This window comes from Amycolatopsis sp. NPDC028719, assembly GCF_055565395.1.
This window is the reverse complement of record NZ_JBVHUL010000008.1, coordinates 44,478-69,638: the sequence shown is the minus strand read 5'-3', so window position 1 is coordinate 69,638 and position 25,161 is coordinate 44,478. Positions and strand designations below refer to the sequence as shown.

At 68.5% G+C, this 25,161-nt stretch carries 18 protein-coding genes, 1 tRNA gene and 3 pseudogenes; 14 read left to right on the top strand and 8 right to left on the bottom strand.

Annotated elements, in window-relative coordinates; translation table 11 throughout:
- Positions 1-95: 95 nt before the first annotated feature.
- Both ACZ4TR_RS33110 and ACZ4TR_RS33105 read left to right on the top strand, forming a co-directional pair.
- On the top strand, positions 96-992 hold the full coding sequence (locus ACZ4TR_RS33110; protein WP_465291566.1) for an SDR family oxidoreductase: 897 nt from the start codon (positions 96-98) through the stop codon (positions 990-992).
- A gap of 769 nt (positions 993-1,761) precedes the next feature.
- The gene (locus tag ACZ4TR_RS33105; protein ID WP_465291564.1) at positions 1,762-1,914 is read left to right on the top strand and encodes a hypothetical protein; all 153 of its coding nucleotides are present in this window, start codon (positions 1,762-1,764) and stop codon (positions 1,912-1,914) included.
- A gap of 315 nt (positions 1,915-2,229) precedes the next feature.
- Here the strand turns inward: ACZ4TR_RS33105 and ACZ4TR_RS33100 are convergent, their stop codons facing one another.
- From ACZ4TR_RS33100 to ACZ4TR_RS33075, 6 genes and pseudogenes are all read right to left on the bottom strand, one after another.
- Positions 2,230-2,661: a hypothetical protein gene (locus tag ACZ4TR_RS33100; RefSeq protein ID WP_465291562.1), complete on the bottom strand. Its 432-nt coding sequence runs from the start codon at positions 2,659-2,661 to the stop codon at positions 2,230-2,232.
- Between the two features lie 190 nt (positions 2,662-2,851).
- The gene (locus ACZ4TR_RS33095) at positions 2,852-3,982 is read right to left on the bottom strand and encodes a zinc-dependent alcohol dehydrogenase (RefSeq protein WP_364515418.1); all 1,131 of its coding nucleotides are present in this window, start codon (positions 3,980-3,982) and stop codon (positions 2,852-2,854) included.
- Positions 3,983-4,351: 369 nt separating this feature from the next.
- A pseudogene (locus tag ACZ4TR_RS33090) lies at positions 4,352-4,708 on the bottom strand (cytochrome ubiquinol oxidase subunit I); the annotation flags it as partial.
- 254 nt (positions 4,709-4,962) lie between these two features.
- A complete protein-coding gene (locus tag ACZ4TR_RS33085; RefSeq protein WP_465291560.1) occupies positions 4,963-6,024 on the bottom strand; it encodes an alpha/beta hydrolase in 1,062 nt (353 codons plus the stop codon).
- A 51-nt stretch (positions 6,025-6,075) separates the two neighbouring features.
- Positions 6,076-6,816 carry a PP2C family protein-serine/threonine phosphatase gene (locus ACZ4TR_RS33080; RefSeq protein WP_465291558.1) on the bottom strand — a complete coding sequence of 247 codons (741 nt, stop codon included), beginning with the start codon at positions 6,814-6,816 and terminating at the stop codon, positions 6,076-6,078.
- Positions 6,817-7,601: 785 nt separating this feature from the next.
- Positions 7,602-7,835 carry a hypothetical protein gene (locus ACZ4TR_RS33075; RefSeq protein ID WP_465291556.1) on the bottom strand — a complete coding sequence of 78 codons (234 nt, stop codon included), beginning with the start codon at positions 7,833-7,835 and terminating at the stop codon, positions 7,602-7,604.
- 141 nt (positions 7,836-7,976) lie between these two features.
- Here ACZ4TR_RS33075 and ACZ4TR_RS33070 point away from each other — a divergent pair.
- Positions 7,977-10,948: pseudogene (locus ACZ4TR_RS33070) on the top strand (NACHT domain-containing protein).
- 508 nt (positions 10,949-11,456) lie between these two features.
- On the opposite strand, the gene ACZ4TR_RS33065 reads toward ACZ4TR_RS33070, so the two are convergent.
- On the bottom strand, positions 11,457-11,678 hold the full coding sequence (locus ACZ4TR_RS33065) for a hypothetical protein (RefSeq protein ID WP_465291555.1): 222 nt from the start codon (positions 11,676-11,678) through the stop codon (positions 11,457-11,459).
- Between the two features lie 125 nt (positions 11,679-11,803).
- On the opposite strand from ACZ4TR_RS33065, the gene ACZ4TR_RS33060 reads away from it, so the two are divergent.
- The 5 genes and pseudogenes from ACZ4TR_RS33060 to ACZ4TR_RS33040 form a co-directional block, all read left to right on the top strand.
- The gene (locus ACZ4TR_RS33060) at positions 11,804-12,487 is read left to right on the top strand and encodes a class I SAM-dependent methyltransferase (RefSeq protein WP_465291553.1); all 684 of its coding nucleotides are present in this window, start codon (positions 11,804-11,806) and stop codon (positions 12,485-12,487) included.
- Between the two features lie 638 nt (positions 12,488-13,125).
- On the top strand, positions 13,126-13,968 hold the full coding sequence (locus ACZ4TR_RS33055) for an AAA family ATPase (protein ID WP_465291551.1): 843 nt from the start codon (positions 13,126-13,128) through the stop codon (positions 13,966-13,968).
- Between the two features lie 205 nt (positions 13,969-14,173).
- Complete coding sequence (locus ACZ4TR_RS33050; protein ID WP_465291549.1) at positions 14,174-14,602, top strand: hypothetical protein; 429 nt, start codon at positions 14,174-14,176, stop codon at positions 14,600-14,602.
- A gap of 238 nt (positions 14,603-14,840) precedes the next feature.
- Positions 14,841-15,230, top strand: a complete 390-nt coding sequence (locus ACZ4TR_RS33045) for a tyrosine-type recombinase/integrase (protein ID WP_465291547.1) — start codon at positions 14,841-14,843, stop codon at positions 15,228-15,230.
- Positions 15,197-15,973: pseudogene (locus ACZ4TR_RS33040) on the top strand (tyrosine-type recombinase/integrase); the annotation flags it as partial. The gene ACZ4TR_RS33045 and the pseudogene ACZ4TR_RS33040, both read left to right, overlap by 34 nt.
- 341 nt (positions 15,974-16,314) lie before the next feature.
- Here ACZ4TR_RS33040 and ACZ4TR_RS33035 read toward each other — a convergent pair.
- A tRNA-Ala gene (locus tag ACZ4TR_RS33035) sits at positions 16,315-16,387 on the bottom strand.
- 288 nt (positions 16,388-16,675) lie between these two features.
- On the opposite strand from ACZ4TR_RS33035, the gene ACZ4TR_RS33030 reads away from it, so the two are divergent.
- The 6 genes from ACZ4TR_RS33030 (at position 16,676) to ACZ4TR_RS33005 (ending at position 25,096) form a co-directional block, all read left to right on the top strand.
- Entirely contained in the window at positions 16,676-18,862 is a 2,187-nt protein-coding gene (locus tag ACZ4TR_RS33030; RefSeq protein ID WP_465291545.1) for an RICIN domain-containing protein, read from the top strand.
- A gap of 150 nt (positions 18,863-19,012) precedes the next feature.
- Positions 19,013-19,582, top strand: a complete 570-nt coding sequence (locus ACZ4TR_RS33025) for an HdeD family acid-resistance protein (protein ID WP_465291544.1) — start codon at positions 19,013-19,015, stop codon at positions 19,580-19,582.
- A 13-nt stretch (positions 19,583-19,595) separates the two neighbouring features.
- The gene (locus ACZ4TR_RS33020) at positions 19,596-20,522 is read left to right on the top strand and encodes a ribonuclease Z (protein WP_465291542.1); all 927 of its coding nucleotides are present in this window, start codon (positions 19,596-19,598) and stop codon (positions 20,520-20,522) included.
- A gap of 10 nt (positions 20,523-20,532) precedes the next feature.
- A complete protein-coding gene (locus tag ACZ4TR_RS33015; RefSeq protein WP_364515150.1) occupies positions 20,533-22,185 on the top strand; it encodes an FAD-dependent oxidoreductase in 1,653 nt (550 codons plus the stop codon).
- Positions 22,182-23,603: an ATP-binding protein gene (locus tag ACZ4TR_RS33010; protein WP_465291540.1), complete on the top strand. Its 1,422-nt coding sequence runs from the start codon at positions 22,182-22,184 to the stop codon at positions 23,601-23,603. Before ACZ4TR_RS33015 ends, ACZ4TR_RS33010 begins: the two co-directional genes overlap by 4 nt.
- Positions 23,603-25,096, top strand: a complete 1,494-nt coding sequence (locus tag ACZ4TR_RS33005; RefSeq protein ID WP_465291538.1) for a carboxylesterase/lipase family protein — start codon at positions 23,603-23,605, stop codon at positions 25,094-25,096. The genes ACZ4TR_RS33010 and ACZ4TR_RS33005 overlap by 1 nt, the downstream gene beginning before the upstream one ends.
- Positions 25,097-25,161 lie beyond the last annotated feature (65 nt).

Here is a 25,161-nt window from a genome sequence, read left to right as displayed (position 1 = left end):
ATGCGTCGCCACCGGCGGCCACCGGAAATCTTGGCGGCGGCGTGGACGTCGCCGAATCGGGTACAGGCCACCAGGAAGACCTTGAGGAGGCGGGTATGACCGAAGACCAGCACAGCCGGGAGACCGCGGAGCGGCACCCGAGCCCGGAGGAGCAGCAGGGCCATGAGCAGCCGCACCCCGGCTCGGGCGAGGCCATGGACCCGGCACCGGACCACGGTGAGGAGTCCTATCGCGGCAGCGGCCGGCTGGAGGGTCGCCGGGCGGTGATCACCGGTGGGGACTCCGGGATCGGCCGGGCGGTGGCGATCGCGTTCGCCCGGGAGGGCGCGGATCTGGTGCTGTCCTACCTGGAGGAGGAGCAGGACGACGCCGAGCGCACGGCGGAGCTGGTGCGCGAGGCGGGCCGGCGGGTGGTGCTGGTGCCCGGCGACATTCGCGACGAGCAGCACTGCACGCACGTCATCGACACGGCGGTTGCCGAACTTGGGGGCATCGACCTGCTGGTGAACAACGCCGCTTACCAGATGGCACAGGAAGAAGGCCTGCTCGCGATCTCCACCGAGCAGTTCGACCGGGTGCTGAAGACCAACCTGTATGCGATGTTCTGGTTGTGCAAGGCGGCCGTGCCGCACATGCCCCGGGGGTCGGCGATCATCACCACGTCGTCGATCCAGGCGTCCCAGCCGTCGCCGGAGCTGCTGGACTACGCCACGACCAAGGGGGGAATCGTGACCTTCACCAAGGGGCTGGCCCAGGACCTGGCGGACAAGGGGATCCGGGTGAACTCGGTGGCACCGGGTCCGGTGTGGACGCCGCTGATCCCGGCCACCATGCCGAAGGAGAAGGTGGACTCGTTCGGCGAGCAGACGCCGATGGGCCGGGCCGGGCAACCGGCCGAGCTGGCTCCGGCGTTCGTGTTCTTCGCTTCCCAGGAGTCCAGCTATGTCACCGGCGAGGTCCTCGGTGTCACGGGCGGGCAGCCGCTGACCTGACCGGGTTCCGGCGACGGAGAACCGCTTCCGCTCGGCGAAGGCTGGGGGAGACCTGCGAGCGGAAGCGGTGGCTGAAGGGTCGGTACGGGGGTCGCCTCTCGGCGAGTGGCACGACCCGGCTCCGGGGTGAACCGGTGGTCCGGGAAGGCGGAAGGGGTGAGGCCCGGGGGACTCCGCCGTACCGACACCCTCTACAACGCCCGCCGCGGCACGGTGTTCCCCGCCGACGACGCCGGCGGGCGTGACGTTCGTCGCTCACAGATCCCGGCGGTGTTCGACGAGCCAGGCGGTGACATTGTGCAGTTTCACGTTGCCGTGCTGGGAGGCACCGACGAGGATCCGGAACGGCCGGTTCGAGGCCGCCACGCGCCGCGCCTGGACCGGTGCGCCAGACGGTCCTGCCAACAGGACGTGCGGACCATGACCCGGTCGAGGAGGGTGCCCTCGCCGGAGACCACCCTGGTGACGTAAAGGGTGTCCCGGCCGCATCCCCTCACCCGGAATGGGGCTGGTGTCCGGGCTGACCAACACCCGGTTCGGCATACGACGTCCTTCTGGCGAAGTCGAGTCCGACAGGCGGCGGTGATGATCGCCAGATCGTGCCGCCACGGGATGTGCCGTACGGCCAGGACCGTTTCGGCGTACCGGCGGGAGGATTTCCGCTTCGTCGCGGTCGGTGGGTATACGGAAGTCGAAAGTGGTGAAGGCGTGGCTGGGCGCTCCCGAAATATTCGAGGCGAAGCAGGCAGCGGAGGAAGGATTCGTAACCATGGCTGACAAGGACACCAAAGAAATCAACCCCGACGCGCCGGTGTCGCCCGGCACGGCGCCCGTGCCGCAGCTGGACGTCGACATGGCGCAGTTCATGCGAGAAGACCCGCCGTTGCCACGGCCGGGAGCCGCGCCGGAGCCGCCGGATTGACTGCTCAGCGGGCCGACGTGCGTGGCCGGAAGTTCTTTTCGCTCTCGACTCCGCCGTCGCGGCCGTGGCTGACGCGTCGTTTCTTCGCTGCCTGCCGGCCGGCCGGCACGGCGTCCACCCGGTGCGGCGAGGTGTTGGAGGCGCGGACGCCGCCCTCGACCCCGCTCGATCAGGGCATGGACCGGCCCGAGCACGCTGGGGAGCGGCCACCGCGAAGGTTCGAACAGTTCGCCGGTTCGGAACGACAGGAGCGGCTCGAACTCGACCGGGACATTCCGGCGCGGCCGAGGGGCACGGCCCGCGCCGGAAACGTCGTCACCGCGGGCCGGATCCCTTCCCGGCCTTCGCCCTGTTCGCCGTCCGGCGCACCAGCTTCCGGACGGCCGAGAAGGCCAGACCGCCGGCCAGCACCCACGGGCCCGCCACGATGATCGGGTCGAGCAGCTGGTGCTTGACGTCCGCGCGGTTCTTCCCGAGCCGCGAGGAGATCCCGTGCCGGCGGAACTCGCTCAGCACGCCGGTCTCGGTGATCGGGTTGTCCGGGCGTAGCGTGCCGAACGAGTGCAGGTGGTTTTCCCACGCGTCCACCCGGTCGGCGGCCAGCAGCAGGAGCCAGTGCGCGGCTCGTCCTTCGCTGTACTTCCGGTAGGACAGCTTGCGCAGCGCGCCGGAAATGCCCCTCGGCGGGCACGAGGTCCCGAAGACCGGGGTGAGGAACTTGTGCTCGATCGACCGTCCCGCGGCCACTTCTCCGGCTGCCGTTCGGGGAACTCCCAGTGGGCACCCGAGCGGTCATCCTGCCATTGCAGCTTGGGCACCGACGGCCGGTCCTTCGGGTCCAGGTCGGCGCCCCAGCCGGGGATCCGGGCACGCAGCTCGTCGCTCGACTCGGCGATCGGCGGCCGCTCCGAGGTGTAGGTCATGGTCGTTGCCCTTCTCAGACGACGATGAGCGGCTTGATGCAGCCGTCCAGCTTGGCGGAGAACATGTGGTAGCCCTCGGCGATGTGCTCGAGGGGGATGCGGTGGGTGACGATGTCGCTGGGCTTGAGGTAGCCGTTGCGGATGTGCTCGAACAGCCGTGGCCACTGCCGCTTGACGGGGCACTGGTTCATCCGCAGCGTCAGCCCCTTGTTGAGCGCGTCGCCGAACTTGACGGCGCTGAACATCGGGCCGTAGGCACCCATCACCGAGATGGTGCCGCCCTTGCGGACGCCGTCGATGGCCCAGTTGAGCGCGACCGGCGACCCGCCCTGCAGCTTGAGCTTGGCCGAGGTGACGTGCTGGGTGAAGTTGCCGTCGGCCTCGGCGCCGACCGCGTCGATCGCGACGTCGGCGCCGAGGTGGTCGGTGATCTTCTTCAGGTGCACCACGATGTCGTCGTATTCGGCGAAGTTGTAGGTCTCGGCGTGGGCGAAGGTGCGGGCCTTCTCCAGCCGGTATTCGAGGTGGTCGATGACGATGACCCGGCCCGCGCCCATCAGCCAGGCCGACTTCGCCGCGAAGAGCCCGACCGGGCCGGCGCCGAAGACCACGACGACGTCGCCTTCCACGATGTCGCCGAGCTGTGCGCCGAAGTACCCGGTGGCGAGGGCGTCGGTGAGCAGGACGGCGTCCTCGTCGTCCAGCCAGTCCGGGATCACCGAAGGGCCGACGTCGGCGAACGGGACGCGGACGAACTCCGCCTGGCCTCCGTCGTAGCCGCCGGTGGTGTGGGAGTAGCCGTAGATGCCGCCGACGGCGGTGGCGTTGGGGTTGACGTTGTGGCAGTTCGAAAACAGGCCGCGCGCGCAGAACCAGCACGTCCCGCAGTAGACGTTGAACGGCACCATGACCCGGTCGCCGCGCCGGAGGTTCCGCACGCCGGAGCCCACTTCTTCGACCACGCCGATGAACTCGTGGCCGAAGGTCATGCCGACCCGGGTGTCCGGCATCATCCCGTGGTAGAGGTGCAGGTCGGAGCCGCAGATCGCGGCCGTCGTGACCCGCACGATCGCGTCACCGGGGTGTTCGATCGGCGGAACGTCCTTCTCTTCGACACGGATCTTGTACGGTCCGCGATACACCATGGCACGCACGGCGCCTCCTCCGGCAGATCGGTTCGGCGGGAGCCCGGGACGAGCCGGTCGTCGCGACGGCGGGTCATCCGGGCCGAGCGGGCGGAATACCCCGGTCCTTGTCCGGTAACCGTGCCCTGCCCCGCCCGGGCCCGCGGACTTCGGAGGCACGGCTCGCCGGTGGGCGTTTGTTTCACGGCCGGGGTCGCCGACGCGTCCACAGCCTCCGGTCGTGGCGTTCGCCGGCCGCGGCGGCGCAGCGGTGGCACATGGCCAGTCGTTCGTCAGTGGTGTCGGCGAGCCGGCGTGCGTCCAGCCACTCAGGGCCGCCCGCGCCGCTGGTCGTAGTGCGGCAACGGCAGGTCCGGCACGGCTCTCCTTTCACCGGCCCCGAGGATCTTCGGTCTCGCCTTGGTCGTCGGGTTGGGTGGCGCCCGCGGCGACCTCGAACGGGGATGCGGCGTCCTTCGGGTGCCCCTTCGTGATGTGCGCTTCGGCGCGCATCCGCTCGATCATGTGCGGGTAGTGCAGCTCGAACGCGGGCCGTTCGGAACGGATCCGCGGCAGCTCGAGGAAGTTGTGCCGCGGCGGCGGGCTGGTCGTCGCCCATTCGAGGGAGTTGCCGAAGCCCCACGGGTCGTCGGCGTCGATGGGTTCGCCGTAGCGGTAGGTCTTCACGACGTTCCAGATGAACGGCAGTACCGACAGGCCGAGCAGGAACGCGCCGATCGTGGACACCCCGAGCCGCTTGGCGATACACCCGTTTTCCCGGGTTGTTTCGCGCGCGCCGGGTAGCCGGGTCACGGTCTGATGCCCGGCGGTTGAACGCGGCTCCTGGCCACGCACGCGCGAGGCTTGGTCGTGCTCGAGGTGGTGCCGCGCCGTTCGGCAAACAGCACCCGGGCGGTCCCGAACCGCCGTACCGGAAGGGGAACACGATGGACCCGCGGTTGCGCGCTGACACCGAACGCAAGCTGGACCGCGCGCCCTGGTCAGGTGGGCTGTCCCGAGGCCGGGCGGGTGGTATCGCGGAGCCAGCCGAGGAGCGTTGCGTAGACAGCATCGTCTCGGAGCAGGCCGAAGTGGTTCATCCCGCCGAGCCAGGCGATGTCGGCCTCTTCCGGCAGCTCACCGGCGTTCACCGGCGTCACGAGGAGGTCGCCGAACAGCCGGCCCCATGTGCTTCCCCGCGTGCGCGACAGCGTCGCGGACACGAACAGGCGGCGGACACCCGCCGGAGGGACGGGCTCCGGTGGGCGTTCGGCCCCGGGGTCGCCGGCCCACTGCCGATGGTGCAGGTAGCCGTGCGCGAGGTCTTGGATCCCGTCGCTGCGCAGCGCGAGCAGCCAGGTGAGGGGAGCGGTCACGGGTGATTTGCCGAGCAGGTCCACGAACTGGGCGACGCGTCGTTCGAGGGGCGCGCCGCTGTGCGGCGTGCCGAGGCAGACCAGCCGGGTCACCCGGGAGAGCCAGGGCGAGTTTCGTTCTTGTGCTCGGTACAGCGCGCTTCGAGCGACCAGGCCGCCCATGGAGTGTCCGATGAGGACGACATCGGTGACCGGTACCGGCCACGCCTCGATCAGCCGGGACAGCAGGGCGGCGAGGTCGCGCCCGTTCTCGGAGACGTGGTGGCCGGTGTTGTACCGCACGTGGACCGGAGTGACGCCCAGGTCGTCGGCGAGCCGAGACCCGAAGTCGGCCCCCGGTCCGGAGCCGCGGAACCAGCTGCGTTCGGTTTCGACCAGCCCGTGCACGAAAACGGCCAAGCTGCCGGTCGCTCCGGGGAAGACGGTGGCGAGCGACCGGGAGTCCACGCCGACCGGCTGCCGGTCGGACCGGACGGTCATCTCGTCGCCCGCGCCGTGGCCGGACGCGGGCAGACGGGCTCCGAACAGCCCGTGGGTGATGCCGGTCATCCGGTGGCCGGCGGCGGACTCGACAACCGAACTGGTCCAGTAGTCGCGGGCGAGGAGGGCGGGAAGCCGGGGGATCGCCGCCGCCGCGGCTGCCCATCCGGTCAGCCGGCTCAACGCCCGATCTGGTGTTTTCGGCATCTGCTTCCCTCGTGCGTCGTCGCCGCAGGACCGGCCGACCTCGGGAAGTGGTTACCCTCCGTGCAGCCCGCTACGCGGTGCCGCGGCGGCCGGCGGGGTGATCTGCGGCGCACCCCTCGGGGAGCTCCGGGGAAGCGGCGGCTGCTCAGGGGGTGACGCGGGATGGGCGGGTCCAGCGCGCGAGCAGGACCGTGGCGTCGTCCTGCAGCGTGCCGTTCTGGTGGTGGAGGACGGCTTTGGCGAGCCGGGGGCGGTCTCGGGCGGTGGGTTGCCCGCCGCGGCCTCGCGGCGCAGGAAGTCCAGGAGCCGTGGTTCGCCGAAGAATTCCCCGGTGCTGTCGCGGGCCTCGGTGATGCCGTCGGTGTAGAGGAGCAGCCAGTCCTCCGTTTCCAGGAACTCCTCGCCGACTTCGAGGTCGCCCAAGCCGAGGCCGAGCGGGAGGCAGCGGCCGGCGGCCAAGGGCTTCACGATTTTCCCGCCGTGCATGACGAGGGGATGGGGATGGCCGGCGTTGAGGTAGCGCAACCGTCCCGTGGTGAGGTCGAGTTCGACGAGCACGGCGGTCGCGAACGCGGCGTCGCCGAACTGGCCGCTGATGGTTTCGTCGATCAGCCGGGCTTGCTCGAACAGGCCGTGGCCGGCCCGGCGGGCGCTGCGGTAGGCGGACAACGCGGTGGCCGCGATCAGGCCGCTGCGCAGGTCGTGACCGACCGCGTCCAGCACCAAGAGGCTCGCGGTGGTTTCGGACAGCGCGTAGTCGAAGGCGTCGCCGCTGACTTTTCGTGACCCCATTTCGCCACTGTCGGCGCGGTGCCCCAGTTTTGCCCAGCTACTCGCCGGTAGCTGAACATCTTCTGCGAAACTCAAAGTTCGCCTATATGAAAACCGTCCTACCAGGATCTTCGGATCCGGCGGGCGGTGTTTCGTCACGGTGGAGCTAAGGGGACTCGAACCCCTGACCCCCTCACTGCCAGTGAGGGTCGATCATGGCTCTGACCTGCGGCGATAGAGAATCGCCTAGTAAAAGGATCCGCTTGATCGCCGTTGCTAGCAACTATGTGTTGTTCAGTGCAGTTGTAACAGGGGGTTTGCCCCAGCTGTGCCCCAGTGAAATCAGTGAGAGGACTGCGCCGCAGGCGTGTCGAACATCTGGGGCATTCGGCAAGCGACGTGGGCTTGGAGCCGGTCGATCAGGACCGCCCAGCCGGTGTCGTGCAGCCGGACCAGCGTAACGAGCGACTTTGGCTAGTGAACCCGTCTCGAGCCAAGGTGCCGCTGAGGTTGGCTCGCCAAGACGCACGCTATGCGGCATGTGAGTGCGTTTCATGGCAACGCTCGCCGGTGCTGAGTCCGGACTCGGAAGCGCGTAGCAGCTCCAGGTCAGGGTGACATCCGCGCCGATCAGAGCGCAGCGACGAGGGGTAGTACCCGACCACCCGTACCCGCGACCCGGCGCTGGCTACCGTGTGCTGCGCGGACCCACCCTACTGAGCGAACAGGTCGACCGCCTGCACGACTACGTCCAGCGCAGGCTGGCTGCCAAGGCGGTCGCGCCGGCCTGAATACCCCCGCCGGTCCTAGACGCTTGGGGTCGAGCCCGCGTTGACACCGACATGTTTGTTGCGCGCCGACGCCAGCCGGTGGCGCCGCGCAAAGCCGGGCGCGGGCCCGTCGCGGCGCCGGTCGCGGATCCGCGGATTGTGCTTCAGCCATTCCAAGAACCGGTCGGTGCGCTCACCGCGGCAGCTGCGGAATTCCGAGTATGGGACGGGGGTGATATCGGTGGCGAGGTGGCCGGACTTGCTCAGCACGTGCTGCCATCCGTCGAAGTCCAGCCGCAGGTGGTGCTTCGAGCCGGACTTGTCGCGGCTGGGTGATGATCAGGACGATCTTGAGCACGCGTGCGCAACATCGGCTCGTCCTCCGTCGACTGATGGGGTGGAGGTGGAGTGATGCCGAAGGCTTTGAGCTACGCGGACGCTGTGCAGGTGTTGGATGGCGGAGCATCGAACAAGGTGGTGACCGCGCTTGATCATCTCGCCGGTGGTGCACTGCTCGCGCTGTCCGCCACCGGGTCGGCGCTTGCGCTGAGCCTCTTCGACGCCAAGTCCGAGTTCTTCCGACTGACCAACGAACTGGTGTCCAGGCTCGCTACGCGTCTGCGCGACACTGGTCGGACGGAACGTGGTGAGCAACTGTCCGCCGCGCACAGCGCCATCGTGGTGGCGGCCTTCTTCGACGCCATGGCGACGGTCCGTCTGCCGTTCGCTCTCGCCGATCTTGCGCTCACCCCGTCGGACCGGCTCACGTGGCGCTGTTGCGGACTCCCGCTCCCGTGCTTGCGCCACATCGGCCATATGAGCAGTCGCTCAAAGCCCTTGCAGGTTTCTACGATCACACGGCCCGCGAGGTGCTGGGATTTCTCACCGGGCTGGCGGTGTGGGACCGCTTGGACGACCGCAACCGGCGGGCTGTCGAGGAAGCGATGCTCGGTGAAGTCACTGTCAAGGCGGTCACGAAGTACGAGGACATGTTCCGCCGCCTGGCCACGGATTTTCCCGAGGTAGGCTTTTGGGCCAACCTTGTCGACCACCAGGCGACTAGGTCCGAGATCCGTCGGCTGCGGACCGGGCTGGCGGGTGTCACGGAGCTGCTGGCGGAGAGCGCATCCGGGCGCACTCCCGACGACCGGCGGCGGAAGCTGGCTCGGTTTCATGAGGCCGTGCTGCAACGACCGCTACTGCCAACGACGCCGGATGGCGTCCGGTTGCCCACCGTCGCCGAGGCGTACGTCAACCCCTACTTCCGTGTCGCCGCAGACGTGGCGCACGAGCACATCGCCGACGAGGAGTGGTGGCACCAGCAGCCCGTTCGCACCGACCTGCGGGAGTTCCTCGTCGGGCACCTGACTTCGCCCGCGGCCACCGAGGCGCCGCTGCTGGTGCTCGGCCAGCCCGGGGCGGGCAAGTCGATGCTGACGAAGGTGCTCGCCGCACGTCTCCCAGCCAGTGACTTTGTCGTCGTACAGGTGCCGCTGCGCGAGGTGGCTGCGGACAGCGACGTGCAGACTCAAATCGAACAGGGCCTCCGCATCGCGACCGGGGAGCAGCTGCCCTGGCGTGACTTCGTCGGCTCGGCGGGCGACGCGGTGCCTGTAGTCGTACTCGACGGATTCGACGAACTCCTTCAGGCAACCAACATCAGCCAGTCCGACTATCTCAACCGCATCGCCCGGTTCCAGCAGCGCGAAGCCGATCTTCAGCATCCGGTCGTCGTGGTAGTCACCAGCCGCGTGTCGGTGGCCGACCGCGCCCGACCGGCCGACGGCATGGTCAGCCTGCTGGTCGAACCATTCGACGACATGCAGATTGAGCAGTGGCTGGGCCCATGGCGCCGCCTCAACGACACCGACCTCACCATCGACGTCTTGCGCTCACACGCCGACCTGGCCCGTCAGCCGCTGCTGCTCCTGCTCCTTGCGATCTACGACCGCACGGAGTGTCCGCTCAAGGAGCGTGGGGACACTTTCGGGCAGATCCAGCTCTACGAGGGGCTGCTGGCCGGATTCGCCAGGCGGGAGGTGCTCAAGCAGCACGCCGACGAGTCCGACGACGAGGTGGCGCGACTGGTCGAGCGGGAACTGCTCAGGCTTTCGGTCGCGGCGTTCGCGATGTTCAACCGCGGCCAGCAGTGGGTCACCGCGGACGGACTCGACGCCGATCTCGCCGCGCTACCGGTGGGCGAGGTGAGCGCCAGGGTGGTCATCAGCAGCTTCTACTTCATCCACACCGCTCAGGCGCTCACGGAGGACAACCTCCGGCTGCGGACCTACGAGTTCATGCACCCGACATTCGGCGAGTACCTCATCGCCAGGCTCACCGTGCGGGAGCTGTCGGCTCTCGCCGAAGGGCGCCGCGACAACGACGATTTCCTCCACGCGTTGCTGTCGTTCGCGCCCCTCACGACGCGGAAGACGGTGCTGATCTTCATCGGCAAGATCGTGATGGAACTACCGGCGCGATGCCTGCGACCGATGCACGACACGCTCCTGTCGCTCTTCCACACCGCTCTGCTACCGAGAACCTCATCGCTGCACAACTACCAGCCGGTCGGCGCGACTGTGCCCACGCGGTGTGCCGCATACTCGGTGAATTTGTGCGTGCTGATGGTCACGGGACCGTCCCTCGAGGTAACGACGGATCAGCTTTTCCCTGGCGTCGAGCATCCGGTCGGGGAATGGGCGAGGACCGCGACACTCTGGATCTCCCAACTGGGCACCGAGGGACGGCACGGACTTGTGGAGGCGCTCAAGCTGTCCCGGCTCTGGGAGGACGGCAGGAGAGTTGTGCGGATAACGAATAGGTTCGACGACCTCGGCGTCCGAGGGCAGGAGGTGGACCCCTACTGGTCTTACCGGATTCTTCTTGGCGACCAGTTGCGTGGCGAGGACAGCTACCACGGCTGGATTCGTCTCAGCTACGACACGCTTGCGTCGGAACTCGAGTTCCTGTGCAGTGTTGAGGGCGACACCGCGGCCCACGCGCTGGCACCATTCGCGGACGGCTACGGAACCATGATCACGACGTTCTGGGGCTTCGGCGAAGCGCGTCCCATCTCGGCCGCGCACGCACTGATCACACTTTGGCTCAAAGCCGGGAGCGAAGCCGGCGTCGAAGAGCTGGCAGCCGCTTATCACACCTGTCTGCGCTACGCCGTGCACGGCTTCGCACCCGACGACAGGGACACGCGACGGAGGTTCCGCATCCTCTTCCTGCACCAGCTCCAGACTCTGCGCAGCCGATTGCCACCATCGGCCTTGGATCGCACGGTGCGAGAGATGATGCGCACCGATGGTCCTGAGGCCAAGGAGAAGGAAGATCTGCTGGCTTTGACGAGGAAGATGTGCCCTCATCTGTTGCCCTGACCGAGAGCAGGTGCCCACGCCCCCGACATGGAGTCTCGTCCAGCAGCACCGGTCAGACAAAACCGATCATCCGCAGAAGGGGACGTTTGAGCAATGGTGTGAGTCGGGCAAGCGCTGTAGCGGGAGGCACATCGCGGCCGCTTGTCAGAAACCTGTGACTTGTTCGGATGGCTGGATGGAAGATCACGGGATCTGATTGTCGGCTTCGGGGGCGCGTTGAGGGTGATGCTGGGACGGCCTTATCTGGGATCTGGTGGTGCGGAGGTCGTCATGGCGTGGGTCGAGCAGACGGGTCAGGTTTCGTGGCGGGTCAGGTTCCGCCGTGCGGATCGGACTGTGGGGTCGGTGCCGGGGTTCGGGAGTCGTCGGAGTGCGGAGGCGCATGCCGTTGACGTGGAGTCTGATCAGCGTCGTCGGGTGTGGATTGACCCGGCCTCCGCGTCGGCGGACAGCACCGCCGGCACCCGGCCCGAGGGTGCGAACACGCGCAGCATCTCCGCTTGCCTGGTCAACAGCGCCCGATCCGGACTGAGCTTGAGCACCGCCGGCGTTCCGTCCGGCCATCGACAGCGCAGACGACCGAGGACGCACCACTCTCGAACAGTTCGCCGAGCACGAGGCCCCACCGGGAGGCCGACCGCGCGGCGAGGGCGGGAACCTCGTTGAGCCATCCTTTGGTGTCGGGGCCGAATCGACTCAGCAGCCGTGCGCCGGCTTCTTCGATGTCCACCCCGGCAGTTTCGCACCCGATCCGCCGGTGGCCTGAGCCGTTCCGGATGGGTGTGGGATGGTCGAAGGGTGGCGAGGAGTGCGGGGGAGTTCGACAGCTGGTACGCGGATCGGGTCGAGTCCCCGGTGGCCGACGAGCTGGTGCGGCGGATGCTGGGGCTCCCACCGGCTCTGCAGTCCACCAGCCTGCTGGGCGGAGCCGGGCTCGATGAGGTCGTGGCGGCGCTTGACCTGTGTGCTGATCACGTTCTGGTGGATCTGGCGTGCGGTCGCGGCGGGTACGGGCTGGAGATCGCGCGACGCAGTGGTTGCCGGGTGGTCGGGATCGACTTCTCGGCGGTCGCGATCGAGCAGGCGCGGCGCCGGGCGCGGACGGCTCGAGCTGACTTCCGGGTCGGTGAGCTGACCGCCACGGGGCTGAGCGCAGCGTCCGCCGACGCGGTGCTTGTCGTTGATTCCCTCCAGTTCGCCGAGCCACTGTCGGAAGCATTGGGGGAGTGTCGTCGAGTTCTTGTTCCCGGCGGGCGCGTGGTCGTCACGTGCTGGGAAGCCGTCGACGCGGACGACGAGCGGTTGTCGCCGCTACTGCGGCGGCTGGATCTGGCCCGGCAGTTGCCGCGTGCCGGCTTCGTGGATGTCGAGGTGGTCGACAAACCGGGGTGGCGTCTGGCCGAGCAAGCGCTGTGGGAGGAGGCCTTGACGATCGAGGCCGGCGATGACGCGGCGATGCGGTCGATGCAGGAGGAGGCACAACGAGTGCTGGCGACCTTCGACGGATTACGCCGCGTCCTGGCCACGGCGCGCACCTGAGTCGGCCCAGGCGTCGCTGATGTAGTCAGCTCGTATTGAGAACACCCGCTCAGCGGCATGAGAGTGCATTTGCCGCGGCCCGACCTTCCCGTGTCGGTGTAGCACTCGGTGGCTGATCCACGACTAGTCCGTGCAGGATGGTCGTGTCGTGTGGGGTGGAGGGGGTTGTGTGGCTGGTCGTAGGCGGGGTCGGTGGCTGGCTGCTGCTGGGGGTGCAGCAGCAGGCGGCGTCGCGATGTGGGCGGTGTTGCGATTCGGGTTGCTTGCCTGGCTGAGTGATCGCAACAGCAGTGTTCGGCCGGTGGTGGAGGGGTTGAGCTGGGTCGCGGGTATCGGCGGCCTGTTGGTCGGGGTGGCGGCATTGGTGGTGGCGGTGCGGCAGGGACGCGACACCGCTGCCGTGGCCCCTGCCCTGCCCCTGCCCCTGCCCCTGCGGCGCCTGCAGGGGCGCAGACGGCGGCGAATCAGGGCGTGAACATCGCTGGTGGTGTGTCGGGCGGTCCTGGTTCGGGGCCGACGGTGGGAGTCAACTTCGGGCAGGTGGGTGGTGTACCGCCGGACCCTCCGCCGCCGGCGCGGGGGTAGCCCATCCCGCGCCGGGAACACCGGGGACCGGGCCGGTGTCGGTCGAAGGTGGCGTGCGCAGCGGCAGCGGTCCTGCGGTGGGCGTTGTGTACGGCGACGTGGTGGTCGGCGGTCCGGGTGTTCCAGTGATGGAGTCGCTCCGGCCGGTGCTGGGGGTGGGACGTGTCCCGGCGGAGCCGGGGGTGTTCGTGGGCAGAACCCGGGAGCTGGCGCGGCTGGAATCGGTGGTGGCTGGCTCGGGTGGCCGTGCGGTGGTGGTGGCGGTGCACGGGTTGGGTGGGGTCGGCAAGAGCACCCTGGCCGCCCGGTTCGCCGAGCTGCACACTGACCGGTTCTCCCCGGTGTGGTGGATAACAGCGGATTCACCGACGGCGATCGAGGCGGGAGTGGCGGAGTTGGCCGTCGCGCTGACGGCGGAGGCGGCGGTGTTGCCGCTGGAGCAGCGGGTGGAGCTGGGTGTGCGGTGGCTGGCCACCCACGAGGGCTGGCTGCTGGTGCTGGACAACGTCACCAGCCCCCAGCACGTGGCGGCCTTGCTGAGCCGGGTGCGGACCGGCACGGTGGTGATCACCAGCCGTCAGCGCTCGGGATGGCGGGCCGCGGAAACGGTGCCGCTGGATGTGCTCACCGAGGACGAGGCCGTAGCGTTGCTGGCTGGGATCGTGCGGTCGGAGTGGCCGGAGGCGGACCTGGCCGGCGCGGACCGGCTGTGCGGCGAGCTGGGATGGCTGCCGCTGGCGGTCGAGCAGGCGGCCGCGTACCTGGCCCAAACCCGTACCAGCCCGGCCGCTTACCTCGAGATGCTGGCCCGGTTCCCGGCCAGGACGTTCACCGCGACGGCGGAGGGTGGGAATGGCATTATTTTCCGGATTCAACATTTCCAGGCACTATATTAAGGCGAATGATGATGTTGTGAAATTGTGGTCTTCTGTGCGTCAAGAGTTGTTCGATGCGTGCCCCGACGCCTTTTATTCTTGGCGAGATCGGTATGGGTGGTATGCGGACGGTAGTGTCTCTGCCATTCTGGCGGGAATTAGCGCATATGGTGCACGGGTTCTCTATCTTTGTGACTACTTTCTGACTGGATCCAGGTATAGTTTTATGCAGTCTCGCATCTTCGATATCGACGATGTTGACATCGGTGACGAAGACAATGAATTGCTTTGCTTGAAAATCGTTCAAGCCCCACTGCCTTGGTTTCCCGCTGGTCCCTGGTGGAAGGTTCATGTTAGCGGGGAGGAAGATTCATGGTTGATTCGCGAAGTGGGGTTGCGAGCGAAGGCTGCCGAGTCGACGTTGCGCTGGCTGCTCATGTTGCCGTATCTGGAAATGGAGGCCGATCACAATCTATCGGAATTTATTCCCGCTCCGGATGCGATGTGCTTGTCGCTGATCGAAGGTCGACGTGAGAAAACGGGTCGCGCGGAAGCCATGCTGAGATTGCGCCGCGCCAAAATGCCGACCCTGGTCCGTCTTTTCCTTCGTCGTTGGGTGCTCCGTGAAATCAGCGTTTTACCCGCTTCGACATGAATGCTAGTGTCAACTTGCTGGAATCCAGTTAGCCTATTTCGTGGCGAAATCATTCCCCGTCTAATGCTGTATGGTTTCAAGTCTCGCAACGGGACGACGGAGAACAAGAAGTTATCTCGTATCAACGGTCGTCTGCGTCCGCTCATCGGCCTGAAAGTGCGTACCGGGACCGGTCGTCCCGGTCTGTGCATCTGGAGCCCGCCGGCGCCTGCACCGTCGTTGGGGGTAGACCCTGGAGATGTCTGTGCCGGGGAACTCCACTGTTGGGGCCAACGCCTCGTTGGTCCATCCAGGTGTGGAGGTCGTTGTGGCGTGGGTGGAGCAGTGCGGAAACAGGTCGTGGCGCGTGAGATATCGGCGGCAAGGTTTCGGTGTTCGTTCGGTGTCCGGATTTGGCTCGCGGCGTGATGCTGAGGTCTACGCCGCGGGACTGGAGGTGGATCGGCGTCGGCGGGTGTGGATCGATCCGGCCGACAGCGCAGTCACGGTGGCCGAGTGGACAGGGCGGTGGTTCCGGTCGCTGGATCTGGATCCGCGGACGATCGAGAGCTATCGGAGTCGGTTGCGGTGTCACATCCTGCCGAAGTTCGGGACATGCCGTTGGGTGCGATTACGGCGCTGGGTGTGACCGAGTCGGTTCGGGAGCTGGAGCGAGCCGGATTCGCCCCGTCGACGGTGAGCTCGCAGCTGAACCTGTTGTCGATGCTGCTGACCGATGCGGCCGACGAGCGGCTGATCCCGTTCAATCCAGTGCGTCGGCGGAGGCGTCGTGGCCGGCGGTCGCGGCGGACGGTGGGGGAGCGGGTCTGGGCGACGCCGGAGCAGGTGGTGCGGATCGCTGCGCAGGCCGGTGTTCTCGGTGGCCCGATCGCGCGGCTGCTGGTGATCACCGCGGCGTGGACCGGCTGCCGATGGGGTGAGCTGGCCGGTCTACATCGGGACAATGTCGATCTGAGGCGCGGCTTGCTGGTGATTGATCCGCTGGTGGGTGCGCTGCACGAGTCGGGGTCGATGCGGTGGCTGGGTCCGCCGAAGACCCGGGCCTCGGCCCGGACGATCGCGCTGCCGCCGTTCCTGGTCGCGTTGCTGCGCGAGCATCTCGCTCGGCACCGGTATGAGTTCGTGTTCACGACGCCGAGCGGGACGTGGTTGTGGCGTTCGACGTTCCTGCGGCGGGTGTTCCGTCCCGCGGTCGACGGCAGCGACGCGTCCGGGACGAAGGCGGGCTGCGCGGCGGTGCGGCCGGGGTTGACTTTCCATGGGTTGCGGCACAGTCACAAGACCTGGCTGATCGCCGGCGGCGCACCGGAGATCGCGCAGGCCCGCCGGCTCGGTCACCACCTGGACAATCGGGTCATCGAGACCTACTCCCACGTCGCGCCGGAGGTTGATCAGCGGCTGCTCGACGATCTCGAGCGCCGCTGGCACACGGCGACACCACTACCGCCGACACCGTCACCGAGTGTGGTCGACAGTGGGCGGGTGGCGCCGGTGGTCCCCCTCTTCGCCACGGTGGGGGTCACCCGCCAGGCGAGCGGGGGAGCAGCAGGAACACCGCACCGACGTCGGATCAGCGGTGGGGTGGTGCTCCAGTTCTGCCCCACCAGGAGCACAAGATCTCGCGGAACAACGATCACTGAAGATCGAACTCGGAATGCAGAAAACCCCTCCGACCAGCCCGGAAGGCTGAAACGAAGGGGTTCGTTGCGATGTGGAGCTAAGGGGACTCGAACCCCTGACCCCCTCACTGCCAGTGAGGTGCGCTACCAGCTGCGCCATAGCCCCGAAGCGAAGGTGTACTCCGCATCTCGTGTGTCCATACGTTACACGACCCTCGGACGGCCTTCGCAGAGGGGTCGCTCTTCGGAGCCGTCCCGCTCATCGGAGCGTTGACCAGCAGTTTTACACCTTATTTTTAGTCGTGTATTGACTCTCGGCTGTGGCCGCCGTTACATTTTCGGCGGTTGTGACGCCGAGGTCCCCGCCCGTTACGCCGCGTCTACCCCCAGACCGGGCATGCCTCTGCCGTTTCCTGCTCTACGGACGCCGCGAACCGCGGCAGAGGAGGTTTCGATGAAGACGAGACGGCGGGTGATGGTGCTGCTCTCCGCGGCATCCGCCCTGGTCGCGGGCATGGTGACCACGAGCCAGGCGCAAGCCGCGGTCACTCCGGACGGCTGGTACACCGTCGCCGCCGTCAACAGTGGCAAGTGCGTCGATGCCCGGGCCGCCGGGACCGCCGATGGCACCGTCGTGCAGCAGTACTCCTGCAACCAGACCGCTTCGCAGCAGTGGCAGTTCCAGCCCACCAGCGACGGCTACTTCCGGGTGAACGCCCGCGGCAACCCCGCCGCGGCCTGGGACGTCACCGGCGTCTCCACCGCCGATGGTGGCCTCGTGCAGCTCTGGTCCTACTCGAACGGCGCCAACCAGCAGTGGCAGGCCGTCGACGAGGGCAACGGCCGCTACCACTTCGTCAGCCGCAACAGCGGGAAGTGCCTCGACGTTCCGGGAGCCTCCGTCGCCGACTCCGTGCAGCTTCAGCAGTACGCCTGCAACGGCACCACGGCCCAGTCCTTCATCCTGAACCCCGTGAACACGACGCAGCCCGGTCAGCCGGACTTCGGCCCGAACGTGGTGATCTTCGACCCGTCGATGTCGAGCTCCAGCATCCAGAGCCGGCTCAACAGCATCTTCGGCCAGCAGGAACGCAACCAGTTCGGCAGCCAGCGCTACGCCGTGATGTTCAAGCCCGGCACGTACTCCAACGACGTCAACGTCGGCTTCTACACGCAGGTGCTGGGCCTCGGCCTGAGCCCCGACGCCGTGACGATCAACGGCGCCGTGCACGTCGAGGCCGACTGGTTCCCGCCGCAGAACGCGACGCAGAACTTCTGGCGCGGCGCCGAGAACCTGTCCGTGAACCCGAACGGGGGCACCGACCGCTGGGCCGTGAGCCAGGCCGCGCCGTACCGCCGCATGCACGTCCGCGGCAACCTGCAGCTCGACGACGGCGGCTGGGCCAGCGGCGGCTGGATCTCCGACACGAAGGTCGACGGCCAGGTCCGCTCCGGCTCGCAGCAGCAGTGGATCTCTCGCAACTCACAGTTCGGCAGCTGGTCCGGCTCGAACTGGAACATGGTCTTCGCGGGCGTCCAGGGCGCCCCGGCGAACACCTTCCCGTCGCCGCCCTACACCACGGTCGGCCAGACGCCGGTCGTGCGCGAGAAGCCGTTCCTCTACATCGACAACGCCGGCAACTACCAGGTCTTCGTCCCCGGCGTGAAGACCAACGCGTCCGGCACGAGCTGGGCGAACGGCACCGCGCCGGGCAGCTCGCTCCCGATCGACCAGTTCTACATCGCCAAGCCCGGCGCCACCGCCGCGGACATGAACGCCGCGCTCGCCGCGGGCAAGAACCTGCTGGTCACGCCGGGTGTCTACCACCTCAGCCAGCCGCTGCACGTCACCCGGCCGGACACCGTCGTGCTCGGGCTCGGCATCGCCACGCTGGTGCCGGACAACGGCGTCACCGCGATGAACGTCGACGACGTCGACGGCGTCAAGGTCGCCGGCCTGCTGATCGACGCCGGCACGACCAACTCGAACACCCTCATGCAGGTCGGCCCGGCCGGCTCGGCCGCCGACCACACGGCGAACCCGACGTCGCTGCACGACGTGTTCTTCCGGATCGGCGGCCCGGCCGTCGGCAAGGCGACGAACAGCCTGGTGGTCAACAGCAACAACGTCATCGGCGACCACATGTGGATCTGGCGCGCCGACCACGCCGACAACGGCAACAATGTCGGCTGGGGCACGAACACCGCCGACACCGGGCTCACGGTCAACGGCAACAACGTGACGATGTACGGCCTGTTCGTCGAGCACTACCAGAAGACCCAGGTCGTCTGGAACGGCAACGGCGGCCGGACGTACTTCTTCCAAAACGAAATGCCCTACGACGTCCCGAACCAGGCCGGCTGGATGAACGGGTCGACCAAGGGCTACTCCGCCTACAAGGTGGGCCCGAGCGTCACCAGCCACGAGGCGTGGGGGCTGGGCAGCTACTGCTTCTTCAGCACCAACCCCTCGGTCGCCAGCGCCCACGCCTTCGAGGCGCCGAACACCCCGGGCGTGCGGTTCCACGACATGGTGACCGTGTCGCTCAACTACCAGGGCACGATCACGCACGTCATCAACACCACGGGTGACACGACCCCGACCGGCACCAAGCCGGTCAACCTGGTCAGCTACCCCTGAGCAACCGGCGTGCGCCGTGGTGGCGGCCGCGGCGCACGCCGGTCCTTCAAGTCCACAATGGCCGGTGCATGCCCCGAACGGGTGTTCGGAGGCGCGAACAGCGGGTAACCGTCGCGATACTGAGGTCCCCAACGATCCCGGGAGCGGCAGATGACCTCCTTCGCAGCGTTCTCCGTCGTCGAACCCCGCCGGGCATGGTCGATCGCCGCCGTCCGCGGCGTCTTCGCCGTGCTGTTCGGGCTCTTCGCGCTGATCTGGCCGGGCGCCACCGTGCTCGTGCTGGCGATCCTCTACGGCGTGTACGCGATCGTCGACGGCATCGGCGGCCTGATGCAGGCCTTCCGCCCGGGCGACGCCGGCCACCGCGCCGCCTACGGAATCCTCGGCGCGCTCGGCATCATCGCCGGGGTCCTCGTCCTGGTCTGGCCCGGCATCACGGTTCTGCTCCTGGCCCTGCTGGTCGGCCTGTGGGCGATCGTCACCGGCATCGCGGAGATCGCCGCCGCGATCCGGCTGCGCAAGCAGATCCGGGGTGAAGCCTTCCTCATCGCGGCGGGGGCGCTCTCGGTGATCGCGGGCGTCCTCATCGTGATCAACCCGATCGCCGGCGCGTTCGGCATCGCGCTGCTCGTCGGCATCTACGCGCTGCTCTACGGGATCATGCTGCTGGTGCTGGCCTTCCGGCTGCGCAAACTGGGGGACACCACCCCCGCGGCTTGAGTAGCGTGCGGGAGTGTCGACCCGCGAACTGGTGGTGCTGGGCACCGCGAGCCAGGTGCCCACGCGCCACCGCAACCAGAACGGCTACCTCCTGCGCTGGGACGGCGAGGGCATCCTCTTCGACCCCGGCGAAGGCACCCAGCGCCAGATGCTGCGGGCCGGCGTCGCCGCCACGGACATCACGCGCCTCTGCGTCACGCACTTCCACGGCGACCACAGCCTGGGGCTGTCCGGGGTGATCCAGCGGCTCTCGCTGGACAAGGTGCCGCACCCGGTCCACGCCCACTTCCCGGCGTCCGGTGCGCACTACTTCGAGCGGCTGCGGCACGCGACGGCGTTCTACGAGACGGCCGACCTGCGCGAACACCCGATCGCCGAAGACGGCCCGATCGCCACCGGGGAGGTGACCATCGAGGCCCGGCGGCTGAGCCACCCCGTCGAGGCGTTCGGCTACCGGCTGGTCGAGCCGGACGGCCGCACCATGCTGCCCGAGCGGCTGCGCGAGCACGGCATCGAAGGCCCGGACGTCGGCAAGCTCCAGCGGGCAGGCCGACTCGGGAACACCCGCCTTGAAGACGTCAGCACCCCCAGGCCCGGCCAGCGGTTCGCGTTCGTCATGGACACCCGCCTGTGCGACGGCGTGTACGCGCTGGCCGAGGGCGCCGACATGCTCGTGATCGAGTCGACGTTCCTCGCCGAGGACACCCGCCTCGCCCGTGACTTCGGGCACCTGACCGCCCAGCAGGCGGCCCGCGTCGCGGCCGAGTCCGGTGTCCGGCAGCTCGTGCTGACCCACTTCTCCCAGCGCTACCCCGATCCCGCGCGCTTCCTGGACGAAGCGAAAGCCGAGTTCGACGGCGAGATCGTGGTGGCCGAGGACCTGGAGCGGGTCCAGGTCCCGAAACGGCGGTCCTCCCCAGCCGGCCATCCGGCGCCGTAGGCTGCATCTCGTGAGCCAGCCGATCCTGATGACCGTCGACGACGATCCCGCCGTGTCCCGCTCGGTCGCCCGTGACCTGCGGCGCCGCTACGGGAAGGACTACCGCGTCATCCGCGCCGACTCCGGCGCGGACGCCCTCGACGCACTGCGTGAGATCAAGCTGCGCGGCGACGCCGTCGCGGCGATCCTCGCCGACTACCGGATGCCGCAGATGGACGGGATCGCCTTCCTCGAGAAGGCGATGGACCTGTTCCCGCACGCCCGCCGCGCCCTGCTGACCGCCTACGCCGACACCGACGCCGCGATCCAGGCGATCAACGTCGTCGACGTCGACCACTACCTGCTCAAGCCGTGGGACCCGCCGGAGGAGAAGCTCTACCCGGTGATCGACGCGCTGGTCGAGACCTGGAAGGCGGTCGGCGACAAGCCCGTCGAAGAGGTCAAGCTCATCGGCCACCGGTACAACTCGCCGTCGTTCCACCTCCGGGACTTCCTCGCGCGCAACGCCGTCCCGTACCGCTGGTACTCGGTCGAGGACGACGAAGGACGGCGGATCCTGCAGGCCGCGGACGCCGCCGAGGCCGACATCCCGGTGATCGTCACCCCCGACGGCACCGTGCTCAAGCAGCCCACCGGCGGGGAGATCGCGGACGCGGTCGGTTTGTCGACCCGGCCGGCGCAGGAGTTCTACGACCTCGTCGTGATCGGCGGCGGTCCCGCCGGGCTCGGCGCGGCGGTCTACGGCGCGTCCGAGGGCCTGCGCACGGTCCTCGTCGAGAAGAAGGCCACCGGCGGCCAGGCCGGCACCAGCTCGCGCATCGAGAACTACCTCGGCTTCCCCGACGGCGTCTCCGGCGCGCAGCTGACCGACCGGGCGCGGCGCCAGGCGCAGAAGTTCGGCGCCGAGGTGCTGACCGCGCGCGACGTCGTCGGCCTCGAAGCCCGCGGCTCGTCGCGGGTCGTCACCTTCGGCGACGGCAGCGAGATCGCCGCGCACTCGGTGATCCTCGCCAGCGGCGTCACCTACCGGGCCCTGCAGGCCGAGGGCATCGAGGAGCTGACCGGCCGCGGCGTCTACTACGGCTCGGCCGCGACCGAGGCGCCCGAGTGCAAGGGCGAGCACGTCTACATCGTCGGCGGCGCGAACTCCGCCGGGCAGGCCGCGGTGTTCTTCTCCCGGCACGCCAGCGACGTCACGATCCTGGTGCGCGGCGCGTCGCTGGAGGCGTCGATGTCGCACTACCTGATCGAGCAGATCGCCGGCATCGAGAACATCCACGTCCGGACGCACACGACGGTCAAGCAGGCCCACGGCGACGAGCACCTCGAGCGGCTGACGCTGTGCGAGAACGGCGTCACCGAAACGGTCGAGAGCGGCCACCTGTTCATCTTCATCGGCGCGGCCCCGCGCACCGACTGGCTCGGCGAGGACATCCAGCGCGACGACCACGGCTTCGTCTGCACCGGCCCGGACCTGCTGGCGGCGGGCCAGCGCCCGAGGGGCTGGACGCTCGACCGTGATCCGCACTACCTCGAGTCGTCGATCCCCGGCGTGTTCGTGGCCGGTGACGTGCGGTCCCAGTCGGTCAAGCGGGTGGCGTCCGCGGTCGGCGAGGGCGCGATGGCCGTGACGCTGGTACACCGGTACCTGGAGGAACAATGAGCGCACTGCCGCGGGAAGAGCTTCGCGGGCTCTTCCTTTTCGAACACCTTTCCGAAGACCAGCTCGACTGGATCACCGACAACGCCGTGCTCGAGGAGTACGAAGGCGACTCGACCGTCATCAGCGAGGGCGACGAGGCGACCTGCTTCTACGTCCTGCTCAGCGGTGCGATCCGGATGACGCGGCTGGTCAGCGGCACCGAGGTGGAGACCAACCGGTCCGACCAGCGCGGCGCCTACTTCGGCGCGACGCAGTTCTTCGTGCACCAGGAGAGCGAGCACACTTACAACGCCACGGTGCGCGCGCTGTCCGACGTCACGTTCCTGACGCTGCCGTCGAAGGAGTTCTCCTTCGAGTTCCGCCGGTGGTTCCCGATGGCGACGCACCTGCTGGAGGGCATGTACCTCGGCTGGCGCAACAGCGACACCGTGATCGGCTCGCGCCGCCGGCTCCTCGCCCTGGGTGAGCTGTCGGCCGGCCTGACGCACGAGCTGAACAACCCGGCCGCGGCCGCCGTCCGGGCGACGTCCGCCCTGCGCGAACGCGTCGCCGGGATGCGGCACAAGCTCGCCTTCCTCGCCAAGAAGGACATCGAGCCGGAGCTGCTCTACCAGCTCATCGACGTCCAGGAACGCCTGGTCAAGCAGGTCGCGCAGGCCGAGAAGCTGTCCGCGATGCAGCAGGCCGACCGCGAAGACGAGATCACCGGCTGGTTCGAGGACCGCGGCATCGACCAGGGCTGGGACCTCGCCGACATCTACGTCCGCGCCGGCCTGACCACGGCCGACCTCGACAACGTCCTCGAGCAGGTCGGCGACACCTTCATCGACGGCGCCGTCCGCTGGCTCGCCTACGCGCTCGAGACCGAGATGCTGATGGGCGAGATCGAGGACTCCACCACGCGCATCTCCGCGCTGGTCGGCAAGGCCAAGCAGTACTCCCAGATGGACCGGGCGCCGCACCAGTGGGTCGACGTCCACGACGGTATCGACTCGACGCTCGTCATGCTCGCGGGCAAGATCGGCGACGGCGTCCGCGTGGTCAAGGAGTACGACCGCAGCCTGCCGAAGATCCCGGCGTACCCGGCCGAGCTGAACCAGGTCTGGACGAACGTCATCGACAACGCCCTCGGCGCGATGCAGGGCGAAGGCACGCTGACGCTGCGCACCTGGGGCCAGAACGACCAGGTCCGCGTCGAGGTCGGCGACACCGGCCCGGGCATCCCGGCGGACATCAAGCAGCGGATCTTCGAGCCGTTCTTCACCACGAAGCCGGTCGGCGAGGGCACCGGGCTGGGCCTGGACATCTCGTGGAAGATCGTCGTCGAACGCCACCAGGGTGACCTGCGCGTCGAGTCCGAGCCGGGGAACACCCGGTTCGAGATCTGCCTGCCGACGGTCGAGCAGGCCTCGCTCTGATGGCTGCCGTCCCGACGGTCACGACCGAGCTCGGGGCGCTGGTGGGGCTGGCGGGCGACGGCGTCCGCCGGTGGCGGGGGATCCCGTACGCCCGCCCGCCGGTCGGCGAGCTGCGGTGGAAGGCGCCCCAGCCGCCCTCGCTCTCGGGCGGTGTCCACGTGGCGGCGGAGTACGGGCCGCACGCGATGCAGGCGCCCGACCCGATGAACCCGTCCGCCGCGTGCGACGAGGACTGCCTGTACCTCAACGTCTGCACGCCGGAAGGGCCGGCTCCCGACGGCGGCTGGCCGGTGTTGTTCTGGCTGCACGGCGGCGGGTACCGCGTCGGCCACGGCGAGCAGCTCGGGGACGGCGACGAGTTCGCGCGCGCCGGGATCGTCGTCGTCACGATCAACTACCGTCTCGGTTCGCTCGGTTTCCTGCACCTCGCCGGGATCTTCGGGGAGGCCGAAGCGGACGCCGGGGTGTGCGGCCTGCTCGACCAGATCGAGGCCCTGAAGTGGGTGCGCCGCAACATCTCCGCGTTCGGTGGTGACCCGGCGCGCATCACCGTCTACGGCGTCTCCGCGGGCGCGAAGAGCGTCGGCAACCTGATGGGCAGCCCGCTGGGCACGGGCCTGTTCGCGCAGGCGATCAGCAGCAGCGGCGGCGCGGACCACGTCGCGACGCCGGAGGCCGGCACCGCGCTGGCCCGGCGGCTGCTCGACGAGGTCGGCTGCCACGACGTCGAGGCGCTGCGCGCGGTGCCGGCCAAGGAGTTCGTCGAAGCGCAGGAACGGATCCTGAGCGGGCTCCAGGCGTTGTGGCTCTGGCGCCCGACCCTGCACCCCCGTGTGCTGCCGGAGGTCCCGATCGGGCCGATCCGCCGGGGGAGCGCGGCCGGGATCCCGCTCCTGGTCGGCTGCAACAGCAACGAAGGCAGCACGTACGCGCTGATGCTCGGCGACGACATCGCGACCGCTCCCGCGAGCGAAGTCCTTTCGGGAATCCTCGGCGACGAAGGCGCTTCGCGCCTCCTCGATACGTACCTTCGCCGCGTCCCCGACCTCAAGTCCGCGAAGATCGCCGCGATGGGCGACGAACGCTACGGCATCCCGACGCAGCGCCTCGCCGACGCGCAGTCCGCGCACGCGCCGGTCTACCGCTACCGCATCGACATCGCCGCACCCGGCGTGCCCGAGCAGCTCGACGGCGGCCACGGCACCGAGACGACGATGGCGTGGAAGACCCCGCTGCCGCTGTTCGCCGAGGCGACCGACGTGAACCCGGCCCGCGAGCGCGCGGCGTTGCTGATCCACCGCTGCTGGGTGCGGTTCGTGCACGACGGCGTCGCGGACGCGGACGGCCCGGAATGGCCGCCGTACGGCCCCGAACTGCGCCCGGTGCTGGTTTTCCGGGAAGACACCGATCTGGTGCTCGACCCACGGCCGGACGAGCGAAAGGCCTGGGGCGACACGGAATGGGCGTCCGGGACCTGGTTCCCGGTGACCTGAGACCGTTCCTTCATCCGCCGTTCACTTCGAACCGGCTCCCTCCCGCGTCCAATGGGCGAAGGCGG

What these genes read in the sequence shown, in the direction of transcription:
- ACZ4TR_RS33110 (WP_465291566.1), top strand. Translation starts at nt 96, where the DNA reads ATGACCGAAGACCAGCACAGCCGGGAGACCGCGGAGCGGCACCCGAGC.
- ACZ4TR_RS33105 (WP_465291564.1), top strand. Translation starts at nt 1,762, where the DNA reads ATGGCTGACAAGGACACCAAAGAAATCAACCCCGACGCGCCGGTGTCG.
- ACZ4TR_RS33095 (WP_364515418.1), bottom strand. Translation starts at nt 3,982, where the DNA reads ATGGTGTATCGCGGACCGTACAAGATCCGTGTCGAAGAGAAGGACGTT.
- ACZ4TR_RS33085 (WP_465291560.1), bottom strand. Translation starts at nt 6,024, where the DNA reads ATGCCGAAAACACCAGATCGGGCGTTGAGCCGGCTGACCGGATGGGCA.
- ACZ4TR_RS33080 (WP_465291558.1), bottom strand. Translation starts at nt 6,816, where the DNA reads ATGGGGTCACGAAAAGTCAGCGGCGACGCCTTCGACTACGCGCTGTCC.
- ACZ4TR_RS33050 (WP_465291549.1), top strand. Translation starts at nt 14,174, where the DNA reads ATGCAGTCTCGCATCTTCGATATCGACGATGTTGACATCGGTGACGAA.
- ACZ4TR_RS33045 (WP_465291547.1), top strand. Translation starts at nt 14,841, where the DNA reads ATGTCTGTGCCGGGGAACTCCACTGTTGGGGCCAACGCCTCGTTGGTC.
- ACZ4TR_RS33030 (WP_465291545.1), top strand. Translation starts at nt 16,676, where the DNA reads ATGAAGACGAGACGGCGGGTGATGGTGCTGCTCTCCGCGGCATCCGCC.
- ACZ4TR_RS33025 (WP_465291544.1), top strand. Translation starts at nt 19,013, where the DNA reads ATGACCTCCTTCGCAGCGTTCTCCGTCGTCGAACCCCGCCGGGCATGG.
- ACZ4TR_RS33010 (WP_465291540.1), top strand. Translation starts at nt 22,182, where the DNA reads ATGAGCGCACTGCCGCGGGAAGAGCTTCGCGGGCTCTTCCTTTTCGAA.
- ACZ4TR_RS33005 (WP_465291538.1), top strand. Translation starts at nt 23,603, where the DNA reads ATGGCTGCCGTCCCGACGGTCACGACCGAGCTCGGGGCGCTGGTGGGG.